Genomic DNA, 19310 nt, shown 5'->3' on the forward strand with positions numbered 1-19310 from the left:
GATCCGTCGAGCACACCCGGGGAACTATCTGGGCTGCTGACGCGAGCGTCAGCCCTAGAGGGTTGTGAGCAGATCATGGGAACTCCAAAGCCAGGCCGACAGATGCCGGCACGATGAGTTCCTCCCCGCTCTGTATGTGACCTGAGAGTTTGTGCCGACACATGGTCGGCTTGCCCCGTCGGTGAGTCAGGCGCGAAGCCTGGCTGCTCTCCAGAGTTCCTTGTCGTGGCGGTACGGGTGCCTGAGAGGTTCCTGGGGAGGTGTTGCTCCTACGGCGCCACCTGATGGATCAGGTGAACTCTCCCGCCACGCTACAGGGATGTTCAATTGTGCATATTTCAGTGAGCATGGTAGCAGATCGGTTTTGCGAGGGTGCACACTCGATTTAAAGGAAGGGAATCGAAGTCGATGACAGCGCCTACAGGCGATTCACCTCGAAGTATTAAATGTTCTCGTGTATCCGCATCCGCCACCTCAGCGGCGAATATGTGACTCGAACGTGAACAGGTCACCCGCGACGAGACGATCCCGATCCCGATCCCGATCCCGATCCCGAAGAACGCGATCCCGAGGATCGTCACGACGACCGCCGCCACCCGGGTGATCCACGGGTTCTTCGGATTCAGCAGTCCGGACGCCAGCCCCATGCCGAAGTTCCTCCCCCAGGCCACGCGCCCAGAGGATCCACCGGCATCGACGGTGGACGAGACGCTCGCACGCCAGAAGGCGATGCCCATCCACATCAGGAAGGCTCCACCGGCGAGCTCGATCCATGCCAGCACCGTCGGGTCCCCGATCAACGAGAGTCCGCCGAATGCAGCGGCGATGAGCGCTCCGTTCGCCGTCGCGATTCCCACGCATACAGCGCTGGCGGCGCGCCTTCCGTGGGCCGTTGCGGTGCGGACGATCAGGAAGAAGCCGATGCCCGGTATGAGCACAGCGAGGAAATGGGCAAGAGCGACAGCAAGGAACTGATCCATCGGGCCTTCGATCGGTCGAGCGCTTGGGACGCTCGCCATCCTGGAGCTCAGGCCCGGCCCTGTGCGGCCACGCCCGCTCACGGATCCATTGCGGTTCGAAGAGCATCATCTGGTACGTCCAGGTACCACCGACCGGATTGCACGAGTGGAGGTGACCGGCAGGGATCAGCACGACATCGCCCGCAGCGAGATGCACGGGCGCCCCCGACCGCCCGACGAACTCGCTGCTCCCCTCATCGATCAACCCGACGGCGAACCGCTCGTGCGTGTGCGGCCGGTAGCAGGAGTTCTGTCGGCAGGACCGTCTGGACTCGATCTGCGGGAAGCGGGGGTCGTGCCAGAATTCGGGCGACGGCACCTCGTGCTCCGCGATCTCGACCATGACCATGACCCTATGGCGTGCTTCAGAAGCTGTGTGCCTGGGGTTCGGCTGCCTGCGCGACCAGCGCCGACCGGCGGCGCGCCGGGTTCCCTTCGGATGGACGCCGCTACGCCACAGCTAGAGCGTTTTCCGGAGGGAGTGGCGTCTGACCCCGGGATCGTTCGGGGCCGGCCACGACATCAACGGGCTTCGACGTAGCGCTGTGCGACCTGGCACCGGAACGGGTCGCCGTCGAGATAGATCTCGCGCGGTGAGCCCGACGCACGGTAATGGTCGCGTGCGGCGGCATCTCGCACCGCGTCGAACGAGCGCAGGATCGTCGGGAACTGCACCTCGCCGAACGGAACGTCGGTGACGAACTCCGTTCCCTCGGGCTCGGTGCCGTCAGCCGCGTCGCGGTCGACGACGGGGACGCGGACTTCGATCGGCCCGTCCGACTCCCAGCTCACCTCGCCGTGGTACACAACCACGAGCGGCTGAGCAGGGTCGGCGCTCGCACCGGCACGTTGGGCAAGGGCCGCAGCGGTTCGCTCGATGTGTGACGGAAGATCAGCTGCGGTCGTTCGCAGAGCGCGTGAGACGAACGCCCATGGCTGCACCACACGGCTCCGCACATTCGGTGGGTTCTCGGGTGGCTCTTCCTCGGAGAGTCCGCTCGCCAGGCCGTCGAGCAGGGCGACAGCGCGTTCGTGCGCGCGAGTGGTCTCCACCCGGTACGCCTCGAGCAGTGCTTGCCGGTGCTCCCCCGTGGCGTCGAGCACCGCGTCGATCCGCTCCAACGGCATCCCGACCCGGCGCAGCAACGCGATCGTCCGCGCACGCTCTGCCTGGGACGGCCGGTAGTAGCGGTAGCCCGTGTACTCATCGACAAGATCCGGCAGGAGCAGCCCTCGCCTCTCGTACAGGCGCAGCGCCCTCTGCGACAGCCAGGTGAGGCGGCTGAACTCCCCGATCGACAGCCTGGCGATCCCGCTCACCTCAGCAAGTATGCGACCTCGACCGCCCACTTGCTGCGATCGGGCTCGGCCTGGGGGTCGGTCAGGAACTGTTCGGTACGCGCTCTCCAGTGGATCCCATCGGCACGCTCCTCGATCGCCAGATCCAGTCCCTGCACACCGGCCCACCGCCACATCTCGCGGTGCACCTGCCCCAGGGCATCCGGCCCGCCTTCCGGACGTGCGACCAGGTAGCGGCCGGCGGGGATGACGCCGGTCTCGAAGTCCTCGCCGATCTCGATGCGCGCGCCGACCGGAACCGACACTGTGATGTCCATCGGATCGGAGACCGTCTGCATCCGGTGGTATTGGTAGATAGGTCCGCCCTCGGGGACCCCGCCGGCCGCCGCGAGCGCTGCATAGATCTGCGGGACGTGCGCGTTCACGCGATCCCAGTGAACAAGCTCGCCGGTCACGGACACCCCCACCCAGGATCGTTCAGCGCGCTCTTCGATCGTGAACTCAGTCATGGATCATCCTCTGGTCGCCACCCGACTCTCGGATCGGCCAGGCCCCATCACAATGTTTACCCCAAGGTCAGAGTCAACCCGCTTGGACGACAGTTCAAGGGAACACCGAGCCGCCCAACTTCGGTCGATCGGCCTACACCGAGCGATGAATCGGCAGGAGATCAGACGTTGAAGCGGAACTCCACCACATTCCCACGCAGAGCAACCTCACAACAAGCCGCGCTATGGCACGGTCGCGTTCCTGCGGGCGCTGAGTTCGTTCTGGATCCGGTCGAGCATGGCCACGGCGTGACCCTCGTAGTCGTCAACCTCGGACAAGGCCTCAGTGAATGCTTCCGGGGCGCGATGGACCATCTCGGTCACCCGCTCGAGAATGCGGGCCTCGTCCAGGCGCGCCGATTCCGCGAAGCGCCGCCACGCGTCGTCGTCCGCCTCGTCTAGGACGAACGTGCCGCCGATGCTCATCGACAGCACCCGACCGCCGTCGCGGGGTGGGTCGTAGGCGAAGCCTGTAGCCATGTCGTAGAGGGGCGCGAGCGAGACCTGCTCACCGGACAGCATGACGGCGTAGTTCCGGGCATGCGCGTCCGGAGCGCCAACCACCGTGTTGAAGATCAGGCTGTCGACGAATCGGTCCACGCTCGCTCGGGCCTGCTGAGGCGAATCCGCCTGAGCCCGCAGGAAGCGAATGATCTCCAGCGCTGACGGACCTCTCGATTCCTCGTACTTCTCGGCGTTTCCGAGTGCCTGGCACAGATCTTCCTGGTGCAGGCGCACCACCCGCCTGTCATCAGCGAATTCCCGGTCGAAGCGCGTGATCACGATTGCGTCCTGGGACTTGAACTCCGTGTACTCGGTGCGCGCGACATCCAGGCCCATCAGTGCGGCCGCCCGCATGGTCGCGTGCTCGTCGAGAGCCTGAGCACGCATCTTGCGGATGCCCGGCTTGATGATGTGGGTGGTCGCCTCGGAACCGTGCGCGATATACCAGCGGTCGTCCTGGCGTCGCAGAGCGAACTTCTGCTGCGTTCCGCCGAGAGACCAGTGCTCGCCCGGCATGAGCCAGGAAGCGTTCTCGTCGGTGTCCATCTCGTCGAGACGGATCTCGATGTCGCTGACGCTACATTCCTCGAGACTTCCTTCGCGGTTCAGGGTCGCTTCGAGCTCGCCGGCAACGCAGAACTGCAGGGCCCCGGCGCAGTCCTTCCCGATCGCGGACAGCAGATCGAGAGTGTCGGTCGTGCCGATCCGGTAGCGGCGCGCAATGGCGCGCAGTGCGCCGTCGTTCTCCGGAAGGAGTCCCTTCAGGAATCGCTCGACGCCGATGCCTGTGTGGACCGGAACCTCCATCGGCAGGGACAACGACAGCGGAGTCATGCCGGAGTGGCGGTACGACTGATCATAGGTCAGCCGCAGTCCGGATCCCGCGCGCTCCAGATCCGCGATGTAGTACCCGCCCAGGAGCACAGCGAGGTGATTGACGGTGGTCATTTCACTCCCCCGCCTGCTGGTCCTGGATCATCAGGTTCGCGTCGAGCTCGTCGAGAACACGCATCAGGCGTCCTACCTCAAGCCCTTCGGTCTCGCCACGCTCCAGATTGATGATCCACACGCGCGAGACGTCCGCCCTGCGAGCCAGTTCCGCCTGAGTGATGCCATGATCGAGGCGCAGCTTTTTGACCGACCGTGCCAGACGAGGCAGCGATCGAGCATTGAGCAGGGAGCGATCTTGCGGACTCACGATGTAAGGATACCCCAACATCGCGGCGATGCATGGATATCCTTACATCCGGTCCATGCAAACCTACCCTGACATCCGCGCGGGGGTAGGCAGAGGGCCCGCGCTCACGGAGCATTCCTCAGACGTTGAAGCGGAACTCCACCACGTCGCCGTCCTGCATGACGTAGTCCTTGCCCTCGATGCGGGCCTTGCCCGCCGCCTTCGACGCCGCCACGGAGCCTGCCTCGACCAGGTCGTCGTACGAGATGACCTCGGCCTTGATGAACCCGCGCTCGAAGTCGGTGTGGATCACACCGGCGGCCTGTGGTGCGGTCCAGCCCTTGTGGATGGTCCAGGCGCGCGCCTCCTTGGGACCCGCCGTGAGGTAGGTCTGCAGGCCGAGCGTCTCGAAGCCGACCTTCGCGAGCTGGTCCAGACCTGACTCGGGCTGACCCGACTCGGCGAGCATCTCGGCGGCCTCGTCCGGCTCGAGCTCCACGAGCTCGGACTCGAACTTGGCGTCCAGGAAGATCGCCTGGGCCGGCGCCACGACCTTGCGCAGCGCCTCCTGGGACGCGGTGTCCGCGAGGCCGGCGTCGTCCGTGTTGAAGACGTAGATGAACGGCTTGGCCGTCATCAGCTGCAGGCTCGCGATCTCGGCGAGGTCCAGACCGGCGTCCGCCGCCCCCTGGTACAGGGTCACGCCCTTGTCCAGGATCTCCTGCGCCTTCTTCGCGGCGGCGTACAGGACGGGGTCGCCGCGCTTGATCTTGACCTCCTTCTCCATCCTCGGCAGTGCCTTCTCGAGGGTCTGGAGGTCGGCCAGGATCAGCTCGGTGGAGATGGTCTCGATGTCGCCGGGAGCGTCCATGGAGCCGTCGACGCGCACCACGTCCGGGTCGTCGAACGCACGCGTGACCTGGCAGATCGCGTCGGCCTCGCGGATGTTGGCGAGGAACTTGTTGCCCAGGCCCTCGCCCTCGGACGCGCCCTTGACGATGCCCGCGATGTCCACGAACGACACCGTGGCCGGCAGGATCTTCTGGCTCCCGAAGATCTCGGCGAGCTTGTTGAGCCGCTCGTCGGGAAGCGAGACCACGCCCACGTTGGGCTCGATCGTCGCGAACGGGTAGTTCGCGGCGAGCACCTGGTTGCGGGTCAGAGCGTTGAAGAGGGTGGACTTGCCGACGTTGGGCAGGCCGACGATGCCGATAGTAAGAGCCACGTCGCGAAATTCTACGTGCCGAGCGCCAATCGCCGTCAGCCGGGTCGTGCACGGCACCGGTGGGGTGCCTCACGTGGTCGGTGTGCGCGGCCTACCGGGCAGCCCGCCTGCGCTCCAGCTCGTCGAGATCACGCACCGCGAACCGGTGATGCTCCCAGGCCTCGTTGGCGATCACCCCGAGACAGCGCCACACGGGAAGGGTGCGTGTCTCCGGCTCCCAGGGCGGCAGCCGGCGGGCCGACGCCTCGAAGTCCTCCTGCGTGAGGGCGGCGTACTGCGCCCGCACCTGAGCCATGCGGTCGGCGTAGGCCGCCTGCACCTCCTGGTACGACGGCGCCGCCGTGATGTCGACGCCGAGGGCGTCCACCTCGTCGTCGTACTCGGAGAACGGGAGGCCGATCGGGCTGAACGCACCGTCGAGTCCCTGGACCCCGTGTCGTACCCAGCCGTCGACGGCGAACACCAGGTGCCGCAGCGTCTGGGCGAGCGACCACTCGCCGTCGACCTGCTGGTCCACGGTCCCGGCAGGCATAGCGGCAGCCCTGTCGAGCGTGGCGGACCAGGCCCGCAACGCCGCCTCGAACGACTCGCGTTGCTCCGCCAGAACCTGGGACCGCGCCTGCGCCCGACCTGGACTCTGGCGGTTCAGCTCGGCCTCGATCAGCGGCAGCACCTCGATCCCGTTGACCTTGAGCCCGCCGATCGCCCCGTCGATGTCCGCGCCCGTCAGGTCGACCCCGCGCATGACGGCCCGGGGCAGGTACGACTGGTCGAACACCGCACCTGCCAGGTCGGCGAAGCGGAACCGGGCACCGGTCAGGTCCGCCGCGGCGAACTCGGCACCGCGCAGGTCGTCATCGGCCGTGTAGCGAGTCATCACCCCAGGCTAGGACGAGCCACTGACACGACGGCCGCCCAGGACGGCCATCGGCGTCACGGGAACGACTGAACCTGCTGGAGCAGCTCCGGCAGGCGCCTGTCGTACACGCGAGCGCCGAACCGCACGGCCAGGACCAGGATCAGCGCGCCGTACAGCACCCCGACCACGACGCTGGCCACGCCCCACAGCACGCTGCCGAGCACGATGGCGGTGATGCCGACGGCGAGGACCGGGAGCGACAGGCCCAGGGTGATGACGAACCCGATCCCCTGCGACACGAACGTGGCCATCGCGGCGCCCTGCGGGGACTTCAGCGGGCTCTCGCCCGGTTTGGCGACCGGGTAGACGAGCCGCGCCGACGCCGCGCAGGAGACACCGGTACTGACCAGCAGCAGGCCGATCGTCAGGCCCAGCAGGGGCAACGTCAGGTGCCACGAGTCGGCCACCCAGACCGAGACCACCACCGTGGCGGCACTGACCAGCGGGCCCATCAGCAGCATCGGGATCGCCCGGCCCCACCGGTCGGCGCGGCCGTCGACGCCCGAGGAGACGTGCAGGGCGAACGCCGTGTTGTCGTAGCCGATGTCGTTGGAGATGCTGAAGCCCAGTATCCAGCCCACGAACGGGCCGGTCGCCAGGAGCATGAAGAAGCTGCCCGTGCTCTGGCCCGCGAAGTACATGATGACCGGGAGCAGCGGGATGACCGCTATCGAACCGGAGTAGCGCGGATCACGCAGCCAGTAGGTGGCCGTACGGGCGGCGACGCCCCAGGTGGGCGAGAACGGCACGCGTCCGAACGGCCCGAGCCCCTTGGCCGTGCCGCCGCTGCCGTCGCCGACGGGCGGGCGCACCAGGGAACGCGCCAGTGCCCGGTCCCAGACCAGCCAGGCCAGCGCGATGGTGGCGAGCGCGACGGCGAGCCGCCCGGCCAGGCCGGCCCAGTCGCCCGCGTGCGCAGCGCCCCCGAGCGACCACGCCGCACCGAACGGGGTCCAGCCGAGGACGCTCGCCACCTGCTCGAACAGGGGCAGGAGCTGTGCCTCTGTACTGGCTTCGCCGCCGTTCGCCGGACCGACCGACACCTCGACGCCGTTCGCCAGCCAGCCGACGAACGGGCCGATCATCACGACGAGCACCAGCGCCACGATCGTCACGACCTCGCGGTACCGCCGGGACTCCAGCACGGGTGCGAGCAGCGTGGTGATCGCCCGGGAGCCGAGGACGCACGTGGCGACCCCGAGCACCGCACCGACGAGCGAGACGAGGAGCACACCGGGCTCGAGCACCCAGGCGAAGGAGACCCCCAGTGCGAGGAGCACCGTGGCGACGCCGGGCACCGACACCAGGCCGGCCACCGCCAGCCCCGCGAGGAGCGTGCGCCGGGGGATCGCGAAGGTCGAGAACCGGTGCGGGTCGAGGGTCGCGTCCACCCCGAACGCGAAGATCGGGATCAGCCACCAGCCCACGACGGTCAGGACTCCGCCGAGGGTGATCGCCACCGCCGCCCAGTCCGGGTCTCCCGCCACCCCGACGAAGATCATCACGGCGACCAGCATGCCCACGATGCCCAGCGCGTACAGCGACGCGATGATCATGCCGATGGTCTGCCACACGCTCCTGCGGAACGTGTTCCCCATGAGCGTCAGCTTGAGGGTCAGGAACCGCGCAACCATGAGAGCCCTTCCGAGTGCTGACGGCCACCGACGAGGTCCACGAACCGGTCTTCCAGGCTCTGCTCGCCGCGCACCTCGTCTACCGTGCCTGCCGCGAGGACGTGCCCTGCCGCCATCACGGCCACGTGGTCGCACATGCGCTGCACCAGGTCCATGACGTGGCTGGAGACGATCACGGTTCCGCCACCCGTCACATAGCTCTTGAGGATGTCGCGGATGTTCGCCGCGCTCACCGGGTCGACGGCCTCGAACGGCTCGTCCAGCACCAGGGTGCGCGGCGCGTGGATCATGGCGCTGCCCAGCGCGATCTTCTTGGTCATGCCCGCGGAATAGTCGACCACGAAGGTGTCCGCGTCGGCGACCAGGTCGAACGCCTTCAGCAGGTCGTTCGTCCGGTCCACCACGGTGTCCTTGTCCATCCCCCGCAGCATCCCGGCGTACGTGAGCAGCTGGCGGCCGGTCAGCCGGTCGAACAGGCGCACACCGTCGGGGAGCACGCCCAGGGTGGCCTTGGCCTCGTCGGGCCGTGCCCAGAGGTCGACGCCGTGCACCCACGCGGTGCCGAAGTCGGGCCGCAGCAGCCCCGTGGCCATCGAGAGCATGGTCGTCTTGCCGGCCCCGTTCGGCCCGACCACGCCGTAGAACGAGCCGGTCGGCACGTCGAGCTGCACGCCGGACACGGCGATCTTCTGCCCGAACCGCTTCCAGAGCCCACGGACGCTGAGCGCGGCGGACGGGTCGTGCGGGTGCGGCTCCTGGGCCGGGGTCCCGGCGCTGCCTGGTGGGCTCGGGTCGACTGGGGTCGTCATGGCACCCAACGTAGCGGCGCCGTCCGACACGACGGATCCGACGCGAGGATGAGTGCCGGGTGAAGGGCGTCCGTCCTCGGGTGGAGAATGTCACCCCTGGGCCATATCGGGCGATTCCGAGCACGCGGGGTGTCACCGTGCCGGAGTGTCGGTGGCACGTGGCAGCCTGTCGCCCATGGACATCGTCGCAACGATTCTGCTGGTTCTCGGCGCTCTCGTCGTCGGCGTGCTGCTGGGGTGGCTCGGCCACGCGCAGCGCGTGGCGCCCGCGCTGCGCGAGGCGGACCTGGAGTCGGTGCGGCTGCGCGCCCAGGCCGAGTCGGCCGAGCACCAGATCGCCGCCGCACGGACACGTGCGGACGAGCAGATCGCTGCGGCGAAGGAACGCGCCACCGAGCAGATCACCGCCGCCCGTCTCGACCAGGAGGACACGCGCCGGCAGTTCCAGGCGCTCGCCGGCGACGCGCTGGACGCCAACAGCAAGCGTTTCCTCGAGCTCGCGGAGGAGCGCCTCAAGCGGTCCACGTCGGACGGTGAACAGGCGCTCGCCAAGCGCGAGGAGGCCGTGAAGTCGCTCGTGGACCCGCTGACCAAGGCCGTGGAGCTGGTCCGCAGCGAGGTGCTCCAAGCGGAGAAGGCGCGCATCGAGGGGCAGGGCGCGCTCGTGGAGCAGATGCGCAACGTCGCCGAGGTGTCGACCGACCTGCGCAACGGCACGGCGGACCTCGTGACGGCGCTGCGCTCGTCGCAGACCCGGGGGGCGTGGGGCGAGCTGCAGCTGCGCAAGGTCGTGGAGTCCGCGGGCATGATCAACCGCGTCGACTTCACCGAGCAGGCGCAGGTCACGACCGAGGACGGCATCCTGCGCCCCGACATGGTCATCAACCTCGCGGGGGGCAAGCGCGTGGTCGTGGACTCGAAGGTCGCCTTCCTCGGCTTCCTGGAGGCCCAGCAGTCCGACGACGCCGCGTACCGCGAGCAGCGCCTCGACGCGCACGTGCGGCACATGCGCAAGCACGTGGACGACCTGGCCGCCAAGAAGTACTGGAACCAGTTCGAGCCCGCGCCGGAGTTCGTCGTCATGTTCGTGCCGGCCGAGGCGTTCCTCTCGGCATCGCTGGAGCGTGCCCCGGAGCTGCTGGAGTACGCGGCGCAGAAGAACGTCATCATCGCGACGCCCACCACGATGCTCGCCCTGCTGCGCACCGTCGCGTACGCCTGGCGGCAGGAGGCGCTGGCCGAGAACGCGCAGAAGGTGCTCACGGTCGGCAAGGAGCTGTACGCGCGACTGGTCACCATGACCGGGCACGTCACCAAGACGGGGCGCGCGCTGGAGTCCGCGACGAAGAGCTACAACCAGATGATCGGCTCGCTGGAGCGCAACGTGCTCACGTCGGCGCGCCGGATGGTGGAGCTCGACGTGGTCGACGAGCGGGACATGATCGACGAGGTCCGGGGCATCGAAGAGGTGCCGCGCCCCATCACCAAGCCGGAGCTGCTCGCGGCCGACGAGGGCGGCGTGGTGGCGATCGACCGCGCACAGGACAACGACGGCGTACTGGTGCAGCAGCTGGAGGTCACGGAGCTCGCGGCGACCGACAAGCGCACACTGGAGGCGGTCGAGAAGCAGACCGAGGCCAAGCCGGAGAACGGCGCGGCGGCAGGCTGAGCCACACCCGGGATGTTCGGTAGTACGTCAGGAGGTCGGCACCCCGGGGTGCCGACCTCCTGACGTACTACCGATCACGATGTCGCGGCGTCAGGCCTGCGGGAGCTCCGTGCGCTCCTCGCGGCGCGGGCGCTTGGGCTCCTCGCCCGCGGCCTTGAGCCCGGCGCGCAGCTCCCGCGGCAGCGAGAACATCAGGTCCTCGGTGGCGGTCCGCACCTCGTCGACGGTGCCGAAGCCGTGGTCGGCGAGGTGCGCCAGGACGTCCTCGACCAGGATCTCCGGCACCGAGGCGCCCGAGGTCACGCCCACCGTGGTGACGCCCTCGAGCCACTCGTCCCTGATCTCGGTCTTGCGGTCCACGCGGTAGGAGGCGGTGGCACCGGCCTGCAGCGCCACCTCGACCAGGCGCACGGAGTTGGACGAGTTGGCCGAGCCCACCACGATGACGAGGTCGCACTCCGGCGCCAGTTTCTTCACGGCCACCTGGCGGTTCTGCGTGGCGTAGCAGATGTCGTCGCTCGGCGGGTCCTGGAGGGTCGGGAACTTCTGGCGCAGCCGGCGCACGGTCTCCATGGTCTCGTCCACCGAGAGCGTCGTCTGCGAGATCCAGACGACCTTCTCGGGGTCGCGCACCACTACCTGGTCCACGTCGTCCGGCGAGTTCACGACCTGCACGTGCTCGGGGGCCTCACCGGCCGTGCCCTCGACCTCCTCGTGACCGGTGTGTCCGATCAGCAGGATGTCGTAGTCGTCCTTCGCGAACCGCACCGCTTCCTTGTGCACCTTGGTGACGAGGGGGCAGGTCGCATCGATGGTGTCGAGGCTGCGGGCCACGGCGGAGGCGCGCACGGCGGGCGAAACGCCGTGCGCCGAGAACACGAGCCGTCCGCCCTCCGGCACCTCGTCGGTCTCGTTGACGAAGATGGCACCACGCTCACGCAGCGTCTCCACCACGTGCTTGTTGTGCACGATCTCCTTGCGCACATAGACAGGTGTGCCGTAGGTCTCCAGTGCCTTCTCGACGGCGATGACGGCTCGGTCCACGCCCGCGCAATAACCACGGGGCGCAGCCAGCAGGACGCGCTTGGTCTGGGTCTCAGCAGGACGCTCAGGGCTCGTGACACTCACCCCTGCAGTCTAGGGGCGGCGTGCGGAGGGCTTGTGTCGGTGGTGGGTGGCAGGGTTGGACACGTGACGGAACCAACCCAGCGCCCCCTCCCCGGCGAGCTTCCCCGCAAGGCGCTCGAGACCACGGCCACCAGCCCGTGGCCGGTCCGTGTGCTCTCGGAGAAAATCAAGGGCTACATCGACAAGATGCCGCCGGTCTGGGTCGAGGGGCAGGTGGTGCAGTTCAACCAGCGCCCCGGTTCCGGTATGCAGTGGCTGACCCTCCGGGACACCGAGGCGGACGCCTCCCTGCCCGTGACGATCTTCTCCCGCGTGCTCGGCACCCTCGCGCAGCTGCCGACCGAGGGCGACCATGTCGTCGTGCACGCCAAGCCCGTGTTCTGGACCAAGCGCGGCACGCTGCAGATGCAGGCGAACGAGATCAAGGCCGTCGGCGTCGGCGAGCTGCTCGCCCGGATCGAGGCGCTGAAGAAGGTGCTCGCCGCGGAGGGTCTGTTCGACTTCTCCCGCAAGCGGAAGCTGCCCTTCCTGCCCGCGGTCGTGGGGCTGGTCTGTGGTCGGGAGTCCAAGGCGGAGCACGACGTCGTGGTGAACGCCCGCGCCCGCTGGCCCCAGGTGCGGTTCGAGATCCGTGAGGTGGCGGTGCAGGGTGTCAACGCCGTGCGCGAGGTGTCGAACGCGATAGCGGAGCTCGACCAGGACCCGAGCGTCGACGTCATCGTCGTCGCCCGCGGTGGCGGCTCGGTCGAGGACCTGCTGCCGTTCAGCAACGAGTCGATGGTGCGCGCCGCCGCACAGGCCCGCACTCCCCTGGTCAGTGCCATCGGTCACGAGACCGACGCGCCGCTGCTCGACCTCGTCGCCGACTACCGCGCGTCCACGCCCACCGACGCCGCCAAGCGGATCGTGCCCGACGTCTCCGAGGAGCGTCTGCGCCTCACCCAGGCACGCAGCCGGATGCGCGGTGCGGTCACGGCCATGCTCGACCGCCAGCAGCACGGGCTCGACGGTATCCGCTCGCGCCCGGTCCTCGCCGTACCGCAGACGATGCTGGAGTCCCGGGAGCGGGACATCGTCCAGTCGCTCCGGCACAGCCGCAACGCCCTGAACGCGCTGCTGCTGCGTGCGAGCGGTGAGATCGGGCGGCTCGGCGCCCAGGTACGGGCGTTGTCTCCCGCGTCGACGCTGGAGCGCGGCTACGCCGTCGTGCAGCGCGCGGACGGCCACGTGGTGCGGCGGCCCGACGACGTGACGGTCGGCGCCGGCGTGCACGTCCGGCTCGCCGAGGGTGCGCTGGACGCCGAGGTCACGGCGACGGCCTCGTAGCACCGGGCTCAGCAGGACCGTCGGGCCTCACGTCGTGGACGTGCCACCCGCCGCGCGGCGCAGCCTCGTCGCGAGGCGCTCGAACGCCATCGCGAGCTCGCTGCCCTCGATCACCTCGAGGTCGACGTCGAGCTGTGTCATCCACAGCGCGAGGTGGTCCGGGTCGTCGGAACCCACCTCGACCTGGCAGGTGGACTCGTCGACCACCTCGATCTCGACCGGGATGTGGATCTTCGCGGCGACCGTCGCGGCGGGAGCGTGCACGAGCACCCGGGCGCGGTACGTCGAGGCCCCCCTGCTGACGCGTCCGACGACGTATTCGACGACCTTGTCGTCCGGGATCACGCGCGGCCGGAACCGCGCCCCCGTCGGCACGCGCGGAACCATGCGGTCGACACGGAAGACCCGCCAGTCGTCCCGGTCGAGATCCCACGCGAGCAGGTACCAGAGCGGCCCCCAGCTCACCAGCCGCTGCGGTTCGGTGTGGCGCGCCGTCTCGCTGCCCCCGGGCTTCGTGTACCCGAACCGGAGCCGCTCGTGGGCGCGGACCGCTGCCGCCACCACACCGAGCAGCGAGAGATCGAGTGACAGGTCGGCACCCGGGACGACGCTCGTCGCCTCCCGGACCGCCTCGACGCGTCGGCGCAGGCGCGAGGGCAGCACCTGCTCCAGCTTCGCGAGCGCGGTGAGCGAGGTCTCCTCGACGCCGAGACCCCGGGTCGCGGCCGCACGGAGCCCGACCGCGACGGCGACGGCCTCGTCGTCGTCGAGCAGCAGCGGGGGCATCGCCGTCCCGGCGACCAGCCGGTACCCGCCCGCGACACCGGGGCGTGCGTCCACCGGATAGCCGAGCGACCGCAGCCTGCCGATGTCGGCACGCACCGTCCTCGTGCTCACCTCGAGCCGGCCGGCGAGCTGGGCGCTCGTCCAGTCGCGCTTGAGCTGGAGCAGCGACAGCAGCTCGAGCAGACGGGCCGAGGTCTCCATCATGTTCTCGATCATGTCAGCAATCGCGGAAGCGAATCTGCCGCATTACCCGGGAACGTTGCGGTCATGAACGAGAACAACGCCCTCACACCGTTCCGCATCGACATCCCGCAGGCGGACGTCGACGACCTGCGCCGGCGGCTCGCCGACACCCGCTGGCCCCACCCCGTCCCGGGCCGGGACGAGCGCACCGACTTCAGTCGCGGCACCCCGCTGACGTATCTGCGAGAGCTCGCGGACTACTGGCGCGACGGCTTCGACTGGCGCGCGCAGGAGGCCGCGCTCAACGAGCACGAACAGTTCACGACCGTGGTCGACGGGCAGACGTTCCACGTCGTGCACGCCCGCTCGGCGAACCCGGACGCCATCCCGATCGTCCTGAACCACGGCTGGCCGGGTTCCCTCGCCGAGTACCAGCGCCTGATCCCGCTGCTGACCGACGACTTCCACGTCGTGATCCCGTCGCTGCCGGGCTTCGGGTTCTCCACCCCGCTGTCGGGTACCGGCTGGGAGCTGGCGCGGACCACCGAGGCGTATGCCGAGATCATGACGCGCCTCGGGTACGAGCGGTTCGCGGCGCACGGCACCGACATCGGCACGGGGATCGCCGGCCGGCTCGCTGCGATCTTTCCGGAGCGGGTCATCGGTACGCACCTGGGCAGTGACGGGCAGGTGCTCGGACTGGTCGGCGTGAAGCTTCCCTACCCCGACGGCCTGTCCGACGAGGAGACAGCCCAGATCGAGGCGGTACGCGCCAGGGGCTCCGCCGACCGCGGGTACTACGAGATGCAGAACCACCGCCCCGACACGATCGGTGCGGCACTCGCCGACTCACCCGTCGGTCAGCTCGCGTGGATCTCCGAGAAGTTCAAGACCTGGACCGGCGACGCCTATCGGACGCCGGACGAGTCGGTCGACCGCGACCAGCTCCTCACGAACATCAGCCTGTACTGGTTCACCCGCAGCGGAGCGTCGAGCGCGCAGTTCTACTACGAGGGCGAGCACTCCGGGGTCGACTACTGGGCCACGGCCTCGACCGTGCCGGCCGGCTGGGCGGTGTTCGACACCCACCCCCTCGTGCGCCAGGTGATGGACCCGGACAGGGCGATCGGCCACTGGAGCGAGTTCACCGAAGGCGGTCACTTCCCCGCGATGGAGGAACCCGGGCTGCTCGCGGACGATATCCGCGCCTTCTTCCGCAGCATCACCTGACCTGCGCCAGGACCGGCGGGCCACGAGATTCCGACGCGTGGCCCGCCGGTCCGAGTAGAGGACTGAACCTGACCGCTACCGCTGGAACAGTGGGTGTCATGACCGAGGACAACGCACTCACACCGTTCCGCATCGACATCCCGCAGGCCGACGTCGACGAGCTGCGCGACCGGCTCACGCAGGCCCGCTGGCCCCTTCCGGTGCCCGGCCGGGAGGACCGGACCGACTTCAGCCGTGGCATCCCGCTCGAGTACCTGATGGAACTCGCCGAGTACTGGCGCGACGGGTTCGACTGGCGCGCGCAGGAGGCGGCCCTCAACGAGCACGAGCAGTACACGACGGTCGTCGACGGCCAGACGTTCCACGTCGTGCACGTGCGGTCGGCAAACCCGGACGCCACGCCGCTCCTGCTGAGCCACGGCTGGCCGGGGTCGTTCGTCGAGTACCAGCGCGTCATCCCGTTGTTGACCGACGACTTCCACGTCGTGATCCCGTCGCTGCCGGGCTTCGGGTTCTCCACCCCGCTGTCGGGTACCGGCTGGGAGCTGGCGCGCACCACCGAGGCGTATGCCGAGATCATGACGCGCCTCGGGTACGAGCGGTTCGCCGCCCACGGCACCGACATCGGGGCGGGCACCACGGGCCGGCTCGCCGCGCTCTACCCGGAGCGCGTCATCGGCACCCACGTGGGCAGCGACGGCAGGATGCTCGGGATGGTGGGCGACAAGTTCCCGTACCCCGACGGGCTGTCCGAGGACGAGGTCGCCGAGATCGAGCGGATCCGCGCCGAGGACGCCGCCGAGCGCGGCTATTTCGAGATGCAGAACCACCGGCCCGACACCATCGGCGCCGCCCTGACCGACTCCCCGGTCGGCCAGCTCGCCTGGATCGCCGAGAAGTTCCAGACCTGGACCAGCGGCGCGCACCGGACCCCGGACGAGGCGGTCGACCGCGACCAGCTGCTCACCAACGTGAGCCTGTACTGGTTCACGCGGAGCGGCGCGTCGAGCGCGCAGTTCTACTACGAGTCGGAGCACTCGGGCCTCGCCTGGGCCGGAGCCTCGAGCGTTCCCTCCGCATGGGCAATCTTCGACTCGCACCCGCTCATGCGGCGCGCCATGGATCCGTGGAACGCCGTCGCCCACTGGAGCGACTTCACCGAGGGCGGCCACTTCCCCGCGATGGAGGAGCCGAAGCTGCTCGCGGACGACATCCGCGCCTTCTTCCGCGGCATCGCCTGACCTGGTTCAGAGGCGGCGAGCCACGAACACCCACTCGAGCCCGGGACGGTCGGGCGCGTCGAGCACCTCGTCGACCGCGAGCCCCGCGGCGCTCAGCGACGCCTCGATCTCGTCCCGCTCGCGGAACCGCAGGGTCGAGACCGAGGTGACCACGTCGCCGTCGGGCAGGATGCCGGGCGGGAAACGGTAGGACTGGGAGAAGGTGACCAGCGGGAGCGCGACCTCCAGCAGGTCGCTCCACATCTCGACCGGTCCGACGCCGGGGATGTCGCGGCGGGCCGACCTCCGCTCGCGGGTCCACCCCAGCCAGGCCTGCCGGGCCGGCACCCGCGTCTCGAACACGAGACGGCCGCCGGGGCGCAGCGCCCCCCGGACCGCCGCGAGCGCCCGTGCCCAGTCCGCGTCCGTGGTGAAGACCTGTGCGACGTTGCCCGTCATGGTGGCGAGGTCGGCGGCGAGGCCGAGCCCCGCGGCGGCGTCCGCCCCGCCCTCGACCCAGGCGACGGCGTCGGCGCCGGGCTTGGCGCGGGCCACCTCGAGCGACGCGGCGGCCGGGTCGATGCCGGTGACGTGCACGCCGCGTGCGGCGAGGGCCAGGGCGAGCACCCCGGTTCCGCAGCCGACGTCGAGCACCGTGCGGGCGCCGAACCGTCCGACGAGGCCGAGGTACGGGTCGAGGTCGCCGCGGTCGCCGTCGAAGGCGTCGTAGAGCCGCGCCAGGCGTGGGTCGACGAAGATCGGGTCGGGAGTGGTCATGGCGATATGTTCGCCCGCCGCAGGACCGGGCCCAAGCACATTTCTCCGCGTACTGTCGGGGAAGCACGCCAGGGAGAACACGATGACAGGTGACCTCGACACCACGCTGGACGACGCGGCGGCGATCTTCGCCGCCGCCCGGAGACGGTTGTTCGGCATCGCGTACCGGATGCTCGGTTCGGCGGCCGAGGCCGAGGACGTGGTGCAGGAGACGTGGGTGCGGTGGCAGACCACTGACCGGTCGGTGGTCAACAACCCGCAGGCGTTCCTCACCACGGCAGCGACCCGGCTGGCGATCAACGTGCTGCAGAGTGCGCGGTCGCGCCGCGAGGCCTATGTCGGGCCGTGGCTGCCCGAGCCGGTGGACACGAGCGAGGACCCGACGCTCGGCGCGGAGCGCGCGGAGGCCCTGGACGTCGCTCTCCTGATGCTGCTGGAGCGCCTGTCTCCGACCGAGCGGGCCGCCTACGTGCTGCGCGAGGCGTTCGACTATCCGTATCCGGAGATCGCGAGGATCGTCGGGGTGTCGCCCACCGCCACACGTCAGCTCGTGAGCCGGGCACGCAAGCATCTCGCCGCGGAGCCGCGGAACGCCGTGACCGGCACGGAGCGCCGTGCGCTCCTGGAGGCCTTCCTGGCTGCCGCTCGGGTGGGCGACGTGGAACGGCTGGAGCGGCTGTTCGCCGAGAACGTCGTCAGCCGGGCCGACAGCAACGGGACGGCGAAGCATGTCGCGCGCGTCGCGGTCAGGGGCCGGCACAAGGTGGCGCGCGTCCTGGCCTCGTTCGCGGAGATCTTCTGGGCCGGCATCACCACACGGCCGATAGAGCTCAACGGCGAGGAGGGCATGGCGATGGAGCGGGACGGCGAGCTGATCGGCATGCTGGCCGTCACGGCCTCGGACGAGGGCCTGCACGAGCTCATGTGGCAGCTCAACCCGGAGAAGCTCGACCCCTTCCGGCGGGCTCGAGCTGGTCGGGCCACGCCGGAGGGGTGAGACGGTCGGTTACGCCTGGGCCTTCCGCCACTGCTCGTAGCCGACCTCGCCCAGCTGGGCGTCTCCGTGGGGCACGAGCTCACGGTCCTGCAGCGGCGCGCCGAAGTAGGTGGCGCTCGGGTCGGCGCGCACCTCGCGCGGGTCGTCCTTCGAGGCGAGGTAGGTGCGCACGATCTCGTCGAAGCCGAAGGTCTCGGGTCCGGCGATCTCGATGGTCGCGTCCAGCGGTGCACCGGCCGCCGTCCTGGCCACGAAGCGGGCGACGTCGGCCGAGGCGATCGGCTGGAACCGGACCGGTGCGATGTGGACGACGCCGTCGACCGTCGCCGTGTCGGCGATCGGGCCGAGGAACTCGAGGAACTGCGTGGACCGCACGATCGACCAGCCAGAGCTGGAGCCCTTGACGAGGTCCTCCTGCACGATCTTGGCGCGCATGTAACCCGAGTCGATGCCGTCGGCGCCGACGATCGAGAGGATCACATGGTGCTGCACCCCTGCCTTCGCCTCGGCCGTGAGCAGGTTGGTCGTCGAGGTCCGGAAGAACTCGGTGACGTCCTCCTCCGCGAACGAGGGCGAGTTGCTGAGGTCGACCACCACCTGCGCGTCCTCGAGCACCTCGGGCAGGCCCTCGCCGGTCAGGGTGTTCACGCCGGTCTGCGGTGCGGCGGCTACCGCTTCGTGCCCGTGCTCCCGCAAGTTGTCCACGACCTGGCTGCCTACGAGGCCGGTACCGCCGATGACCACGATCTTCATGGTGTGCTCCCCTTCGTTCTCGGGACGTCGTCCCGGCGGGCCGGACGGCCCGTCAGGAGTTCGACCGGGAGCACCCTGGATCTGTGACGGGCACCGTGCCGGACGGC

The 19310-nt window shown here is 69.3% G+C and carries 18 protein-coding genes, 1 pseudogene and 2 riboswitches; of the genes and pseudogenes, 5 read left to right on the forward strand and 14 right to left on the reverse strand.

Features of this window, described 5'->3' with window-relative positions; genetic code table 11:
- Nucleotides 1-128: 128 nt before the first annotated feature.
- Nucleotides 129-216, reverse strand: a riboswitch (glycine riboswitch).
- A 3-nt stretch (nt 217-219) separates the two neighbouring features.
- Nucleotides 220-316: riboswitch (glycine riboswitch) on the reverse strand.
- A 22-nt stretch (nt 317-338) separates the two neighbouring features.
- The 10 genes and pseudogenes from ACFSL2_RS11475 to ACFSL2_RS11520 all read right to left on the reverse strand — a co-directional run bounded on the left by ACFSL2_RS11475 (nt 339) and on the right by ACFSL2_RS11520 (nt 9134).
- Entirely contained in the window at nt 339-980 is a 642-nt protein-coding gene (locus ACFSL2_RS11475; RefSeq protein ID WP_377197981.1) for a LysE family translocator, read from the reverse strand.
- 79 nt (nt 981-1059) lie between these two features.
- Nucleotides 1060-1368: pseudogene (locus tag ACFSL2_RS11480) on the reverse strand (AraC family ligand binding domain-containing protein); the annotation flags it as partial.
- A gap of 173 nt (nt 1369-1541) precedes the next feature.
- Nucleotides 1542-2339, reverse strand: a complete 798-nt coding sequence (locus ACFSL2_RS11485) for a MerR family transcriptional regulator (RefSeq protein ID WP_377197982.1) — start codon at nt 2337-2339, stop codon at nt 1542-1544.
- Nucleotides 2336-2827 (reverse strand): GyrI-like domain-containing protein, encoded by a 492-nt coding sequence (locus ACFSL2_RS11490; RefSeq protein ID WP_377197983.1) that lies wholly within the window; start codon nt 2825-2827, stop codon nt 2336-2338. Before ACFSL2_RS11490 ends, ACFSL2_RS11485 begins: the two co-directional genes overlap by 4 nt.
- A gap of 222 nt (nt 2828-3049) precedes the next feature.
- Nucleotides 3050-4318 (reverse strand): type II toxin-antitoxin system HipA family toxin, encoded by a 1269-nt coding sequence (locus ACFSL2_RS11495; RefSeq protein WP_377197984.1) that lies wholly within the window; start codon nt 4316-4318, stop codon nt 3050-3052.
- Nucleotide 4319: 1 nt separating this feature from the next.
- Complete coding sequence (locus ACFSL2_RS11500) at nt 4320-4568, reverse strand: helix-turn-helix transcriptional regulator (RefSeq protein ID WP_377197985.1); 249 nt, start codon at nt 4566-4568, stop codon at nt 4320-4322.
- Between the two features lie 118 nt (nt 4569-4686).
- A complete protein-coding gene (gene ychF / locus ACFSL2_RS11505) occupies nt 4687-5772 on the reverse strand; it encodes a redox-regulated ATPase YchF (protein ID WP_377197986.1) in 1086 nt (361 codons plus the stop codon).
- Nucleotides 5773-5863: 91 nt separating this feature from the next.
- The gene (locus ACFSL2_RS11510) at nt 5864-6649 is read right to left on the reverse strand and encodes a DinB family protein (protein WP_377197987.1); all 786 of its coding nucleotides are present in this window, start codon (nt 6647-6649) and stop codon (nt 5864-5866) included.
- A 56-nt stretch (nt 6650-6705) separates the two neighbouring features.
- Complete coding sequence (locus tag ACFSL2_RS11515; protein WP_377197988.1) at nt 6706-8325, reverse strand: hypothetical protein; 1620 nt, start codon at nt 8323-8325, stop codon at nt 6706-6708.
- Complete coding sequence (locus tag ACFSL2_RS11520) at nt 8307-9134, reverse strand: ABC transporter ATP-binding protein (RefSeq protein ID WP_377197989.1); 828 nt, start codon at nt 9132-9134, stop codon at nt 8307-8309. The genes ACFSL2_RS11515 and ACFSL2_RS11520 overlap by 19 nt, the downstream gene beginning before the upstream one ends.
- A 175-nt stretch (nt 9135-9309) precedes the next feature.
- On the opposite strand from ACFSL2_RS11520, the gene ACFSL2_RS11525 reads away from it, so the two are divergent.
- Nucleotides 9310-10803: a DNA recombination protein RmuC gene (locus tag ACFSL2_RS11525; RefSeq protein WP_377197990.1), complete on the forward strand. Its 1494-nt coding sequence runs from the start codon at nt 9310-9312 to the stop codon at nt 10801-10803.
- A gap of 90 nt (nt 10804-10893) precedes the next feature.
- On the opposite strand, the gene ACFSL2_RS11530 is transcribed toward ACFSL2_RS11525, so the two are convergent.
- Nucleotides 10894-11931 (reverse strand): 4-hydroxy-3-methylbut-2-enyl diphosphate reductase, encoded by a 1038-nt coding sequence (locus ACFSL2_RS11530; RefSeq protein ID WP_377197991.1) that lies wholly within the window; start codon nt 11929-11931, stop codon nt 10894-10896.
- A 63-nt stretch (nt 11932-11994) separates the two neighbouring features.
- Here ACFSL2_RS11530 and xseA point away from each other — a divergent pair, with 63 nt between their 5' ends.
- Nucleotides 11995-13257 carry an exodeoxyribonuclease VII large subunit gene (xseA, locus tag ACFSL2_RS11535; RefSeq protein ID WP_377197992.1) on the forward strand — a complete coding sequence of 421 codons (1263 nt, stop codon included), beginning with the start codon at nt 11995-11997 and terminating at the stop codon, nt 13255-13257.
- Between the two features lie 27 nt (nt 13258-13284).
- On the opposite strand, the gene ACFSL2_RS11540 is transcribed toward xseA, so the two are convergent.
- Nucleotides 13285-14259, reverse strand: a complete 975-nt coding sequence (locus ACFSL2_RS11540) for a helix-turn-helix transcriptional regulator (RefSeq protein WP_377197993.1) — start codon at nt 14257-14259, stop codon at nt 13285-13287.
- Nucleotides 14260-14310: 51 nt separating this feature from the next.
- Here ACFSL2_RS11540 and ACFSL2_RS11545 point away from each other — a divergent pair, with 51 nt between their 5' ends.
- On the forward strand, nt 14311-15456 hold the full coding sequence (locus ACFSL2_RS11545) for an epoxide hydrolase family protein (RefSeq protein ID WP_377197994.1): 1146 nt from the start codon (nt 14311-14313) through the stop codon (nt 15454-15456).
- A gap of 98 nt (nt 15457-15554) precedes the next feature.
- On the forward strand, nt 15555-16697 hold the full coding sequence (locus tag ACFSL2_RS11550) for an epoxide hydrolase family protein (RefSeq protein ID WP_377197995.1): 1143 nt from the start codon (nt 15555-15557) through the stop codon (nt 16695-16697).
- 6 nt (nt 16698-16703) lie between these two features.
- On the opposite strand, the gene ACFSL2_RS11555 is transcribed toward ACFSL2_RS11550, so the two are convergent.
- Nucleotides 16704-17453, reverse strand: a complete 750-nt coding sequence (locus ACFSL2_RS11555; protein ID WP_377197996.1) for a class I SAM-dependent DNA methyltransferase — start codon at nt 17451-17453, stop codon at nt 16704-16706.
- Nucleotides 17454-17535: 82 nt separating this feature from the next.
- Between ACFSL2_RS11555 and sigJ the strand changes: the two genes are divergently transcribed.
- Nucleotides 17536-18450 carry an RNA polymerase sigma factor SigJ gene (gene sigJ / locus ACFSL2_RS11560; RefSeq protein WP_377197997.1) on the forward strand — a complete coding sequence of 305 codons (915 nt, stop codon included), beginning with the start codon at nt 17536-17538 and terminating at the stop codon, nt 18448-18450.
- A 9-nt stretch (nt 18451-18459) separates the two neighbouring features.
- Here the strand turns inward: sigJ and ACFSL2_RS11565 are convergent, their stop codons facing one another.
- The gene (locus ACFSL2_RS11565) at nt 18460-19203 is read right to left on the reverse strand and encodes an SDR family oxidoreductase (RefSeq protein ID WP_377197998.1); all 744 of its coding nucleotides are present in this window, start codon (nt 19201-19203) and stop codon (nt 18460-18462) included.
- Nucleotides 19204-19310: the final 107 nt, after the last annotated feature.

It is taken from the genome of Promicromonospora aerolata, assembly GCF_042682255.1.
GTDB classification, from domain to species: Bacteria; Actinomycetota; Actinomycetes; order Actinomycetales; family Cellulomonadaceae; genus Promicromonospora; species Promicromonospora aerolata.

Excerpts from the sequence above, each read along its gene's own strand:
- ACFSL2_RS11475 (WP_377197981.1), bottom strand. The coding sequence starts at position 980 with ATGGATCAGTTCCTTGCTGTCGCTCTTGCCCATTTCCTCGCTGTGCTC.
- ACFSL2_RS11490 (WP_377197983.1), bottom strand. The coding sequence starts at position 2,827 with ATGACTGAGTTCACGATCGAAGAGCGCGCTGAACGATCCTGGGTGGGG.
- ACFSL2_RS11495 (WP_377197984.1), bottom strand. The coding sequence starts at position 4,318 with ATGACCACCGTCAATCACCTCGCTGTGCTCCTGGGCGGGTACTACATC.
- ACFSL2_RS11510 (WP_377197987.1), bottom strand. The coding sequence starts at position 6,649 with ATGACTCGCTACACGGCCGATGACGACCTGCGCGGTGCCGAGTTCGCC.
- ACFSL2_RS11515 (WP_377197988.1), bottom strand. The coding sequence starts at position 8,325 with ATGGTTGCGCGGTTCCTGACCCTCAAGCTGACGCTCATGGGGAACACG.
- ACFSL2_RS11520 (WP_377197989.1), bottom strand. The coding sequence starts at position 9,134 with ATGACGACCCCAGTCGACCCGAGCCCACCAGGCAGCGCCGGGACCCCG.
- ACFSL2_RS11525 (WP_377197990.1), top strand. The coding sequence starts at position 9,310 with ATGGACATCGTCGCAACGATTCTGCTGGTTCTCGGCGCTCTCGTCGTC.
- ACFSL2_RS11540 (WP_377197993.1), bottom strand. The coding sequence starts at position 14,259 with ATGATCGAGAACATGATGGAGACCTCGGCCCGTCTGCTCGAGCTGCTG.
- ACFSL2_RS11545 (WP_377197994.1), top strand. The coding sequence starts at position 14,311 with ATGAACGAGAACAACGCCCTCACACCGTTCCGCATCGACATCCCGCAG.
- ACFSL2_RS11550 (WP_377197995.1), top strand. The coding sequence starts at position 15,555 with ATGACCGAGGACAACGCACTCACACCGTTCCGCATCGACATCCCGCAG.
- ACFSL2_RS11555 (WP_377197996.1), bottom strand. The coding sequence starts at position 17,453 with ATGACCACTCCCGACCCGATCTTCGTCGACCCACGCCTGGCGCGGCTC.
- sigJ (WP_377197997.1), top strand. The coding sequence starts at position 17,536 with ATGACAGGTGACCTCGACACCACGCTGGACGACGCGGCGGCGATCTTC.
- ACFSL2_RS11565 (WP_377197998.1), bottom strand. The coding sequence starts at position 19,203 with ATGAAGATCGTGGTCATCGGCGGTACCGGCCTCGTAGGCAGCCAGGTC.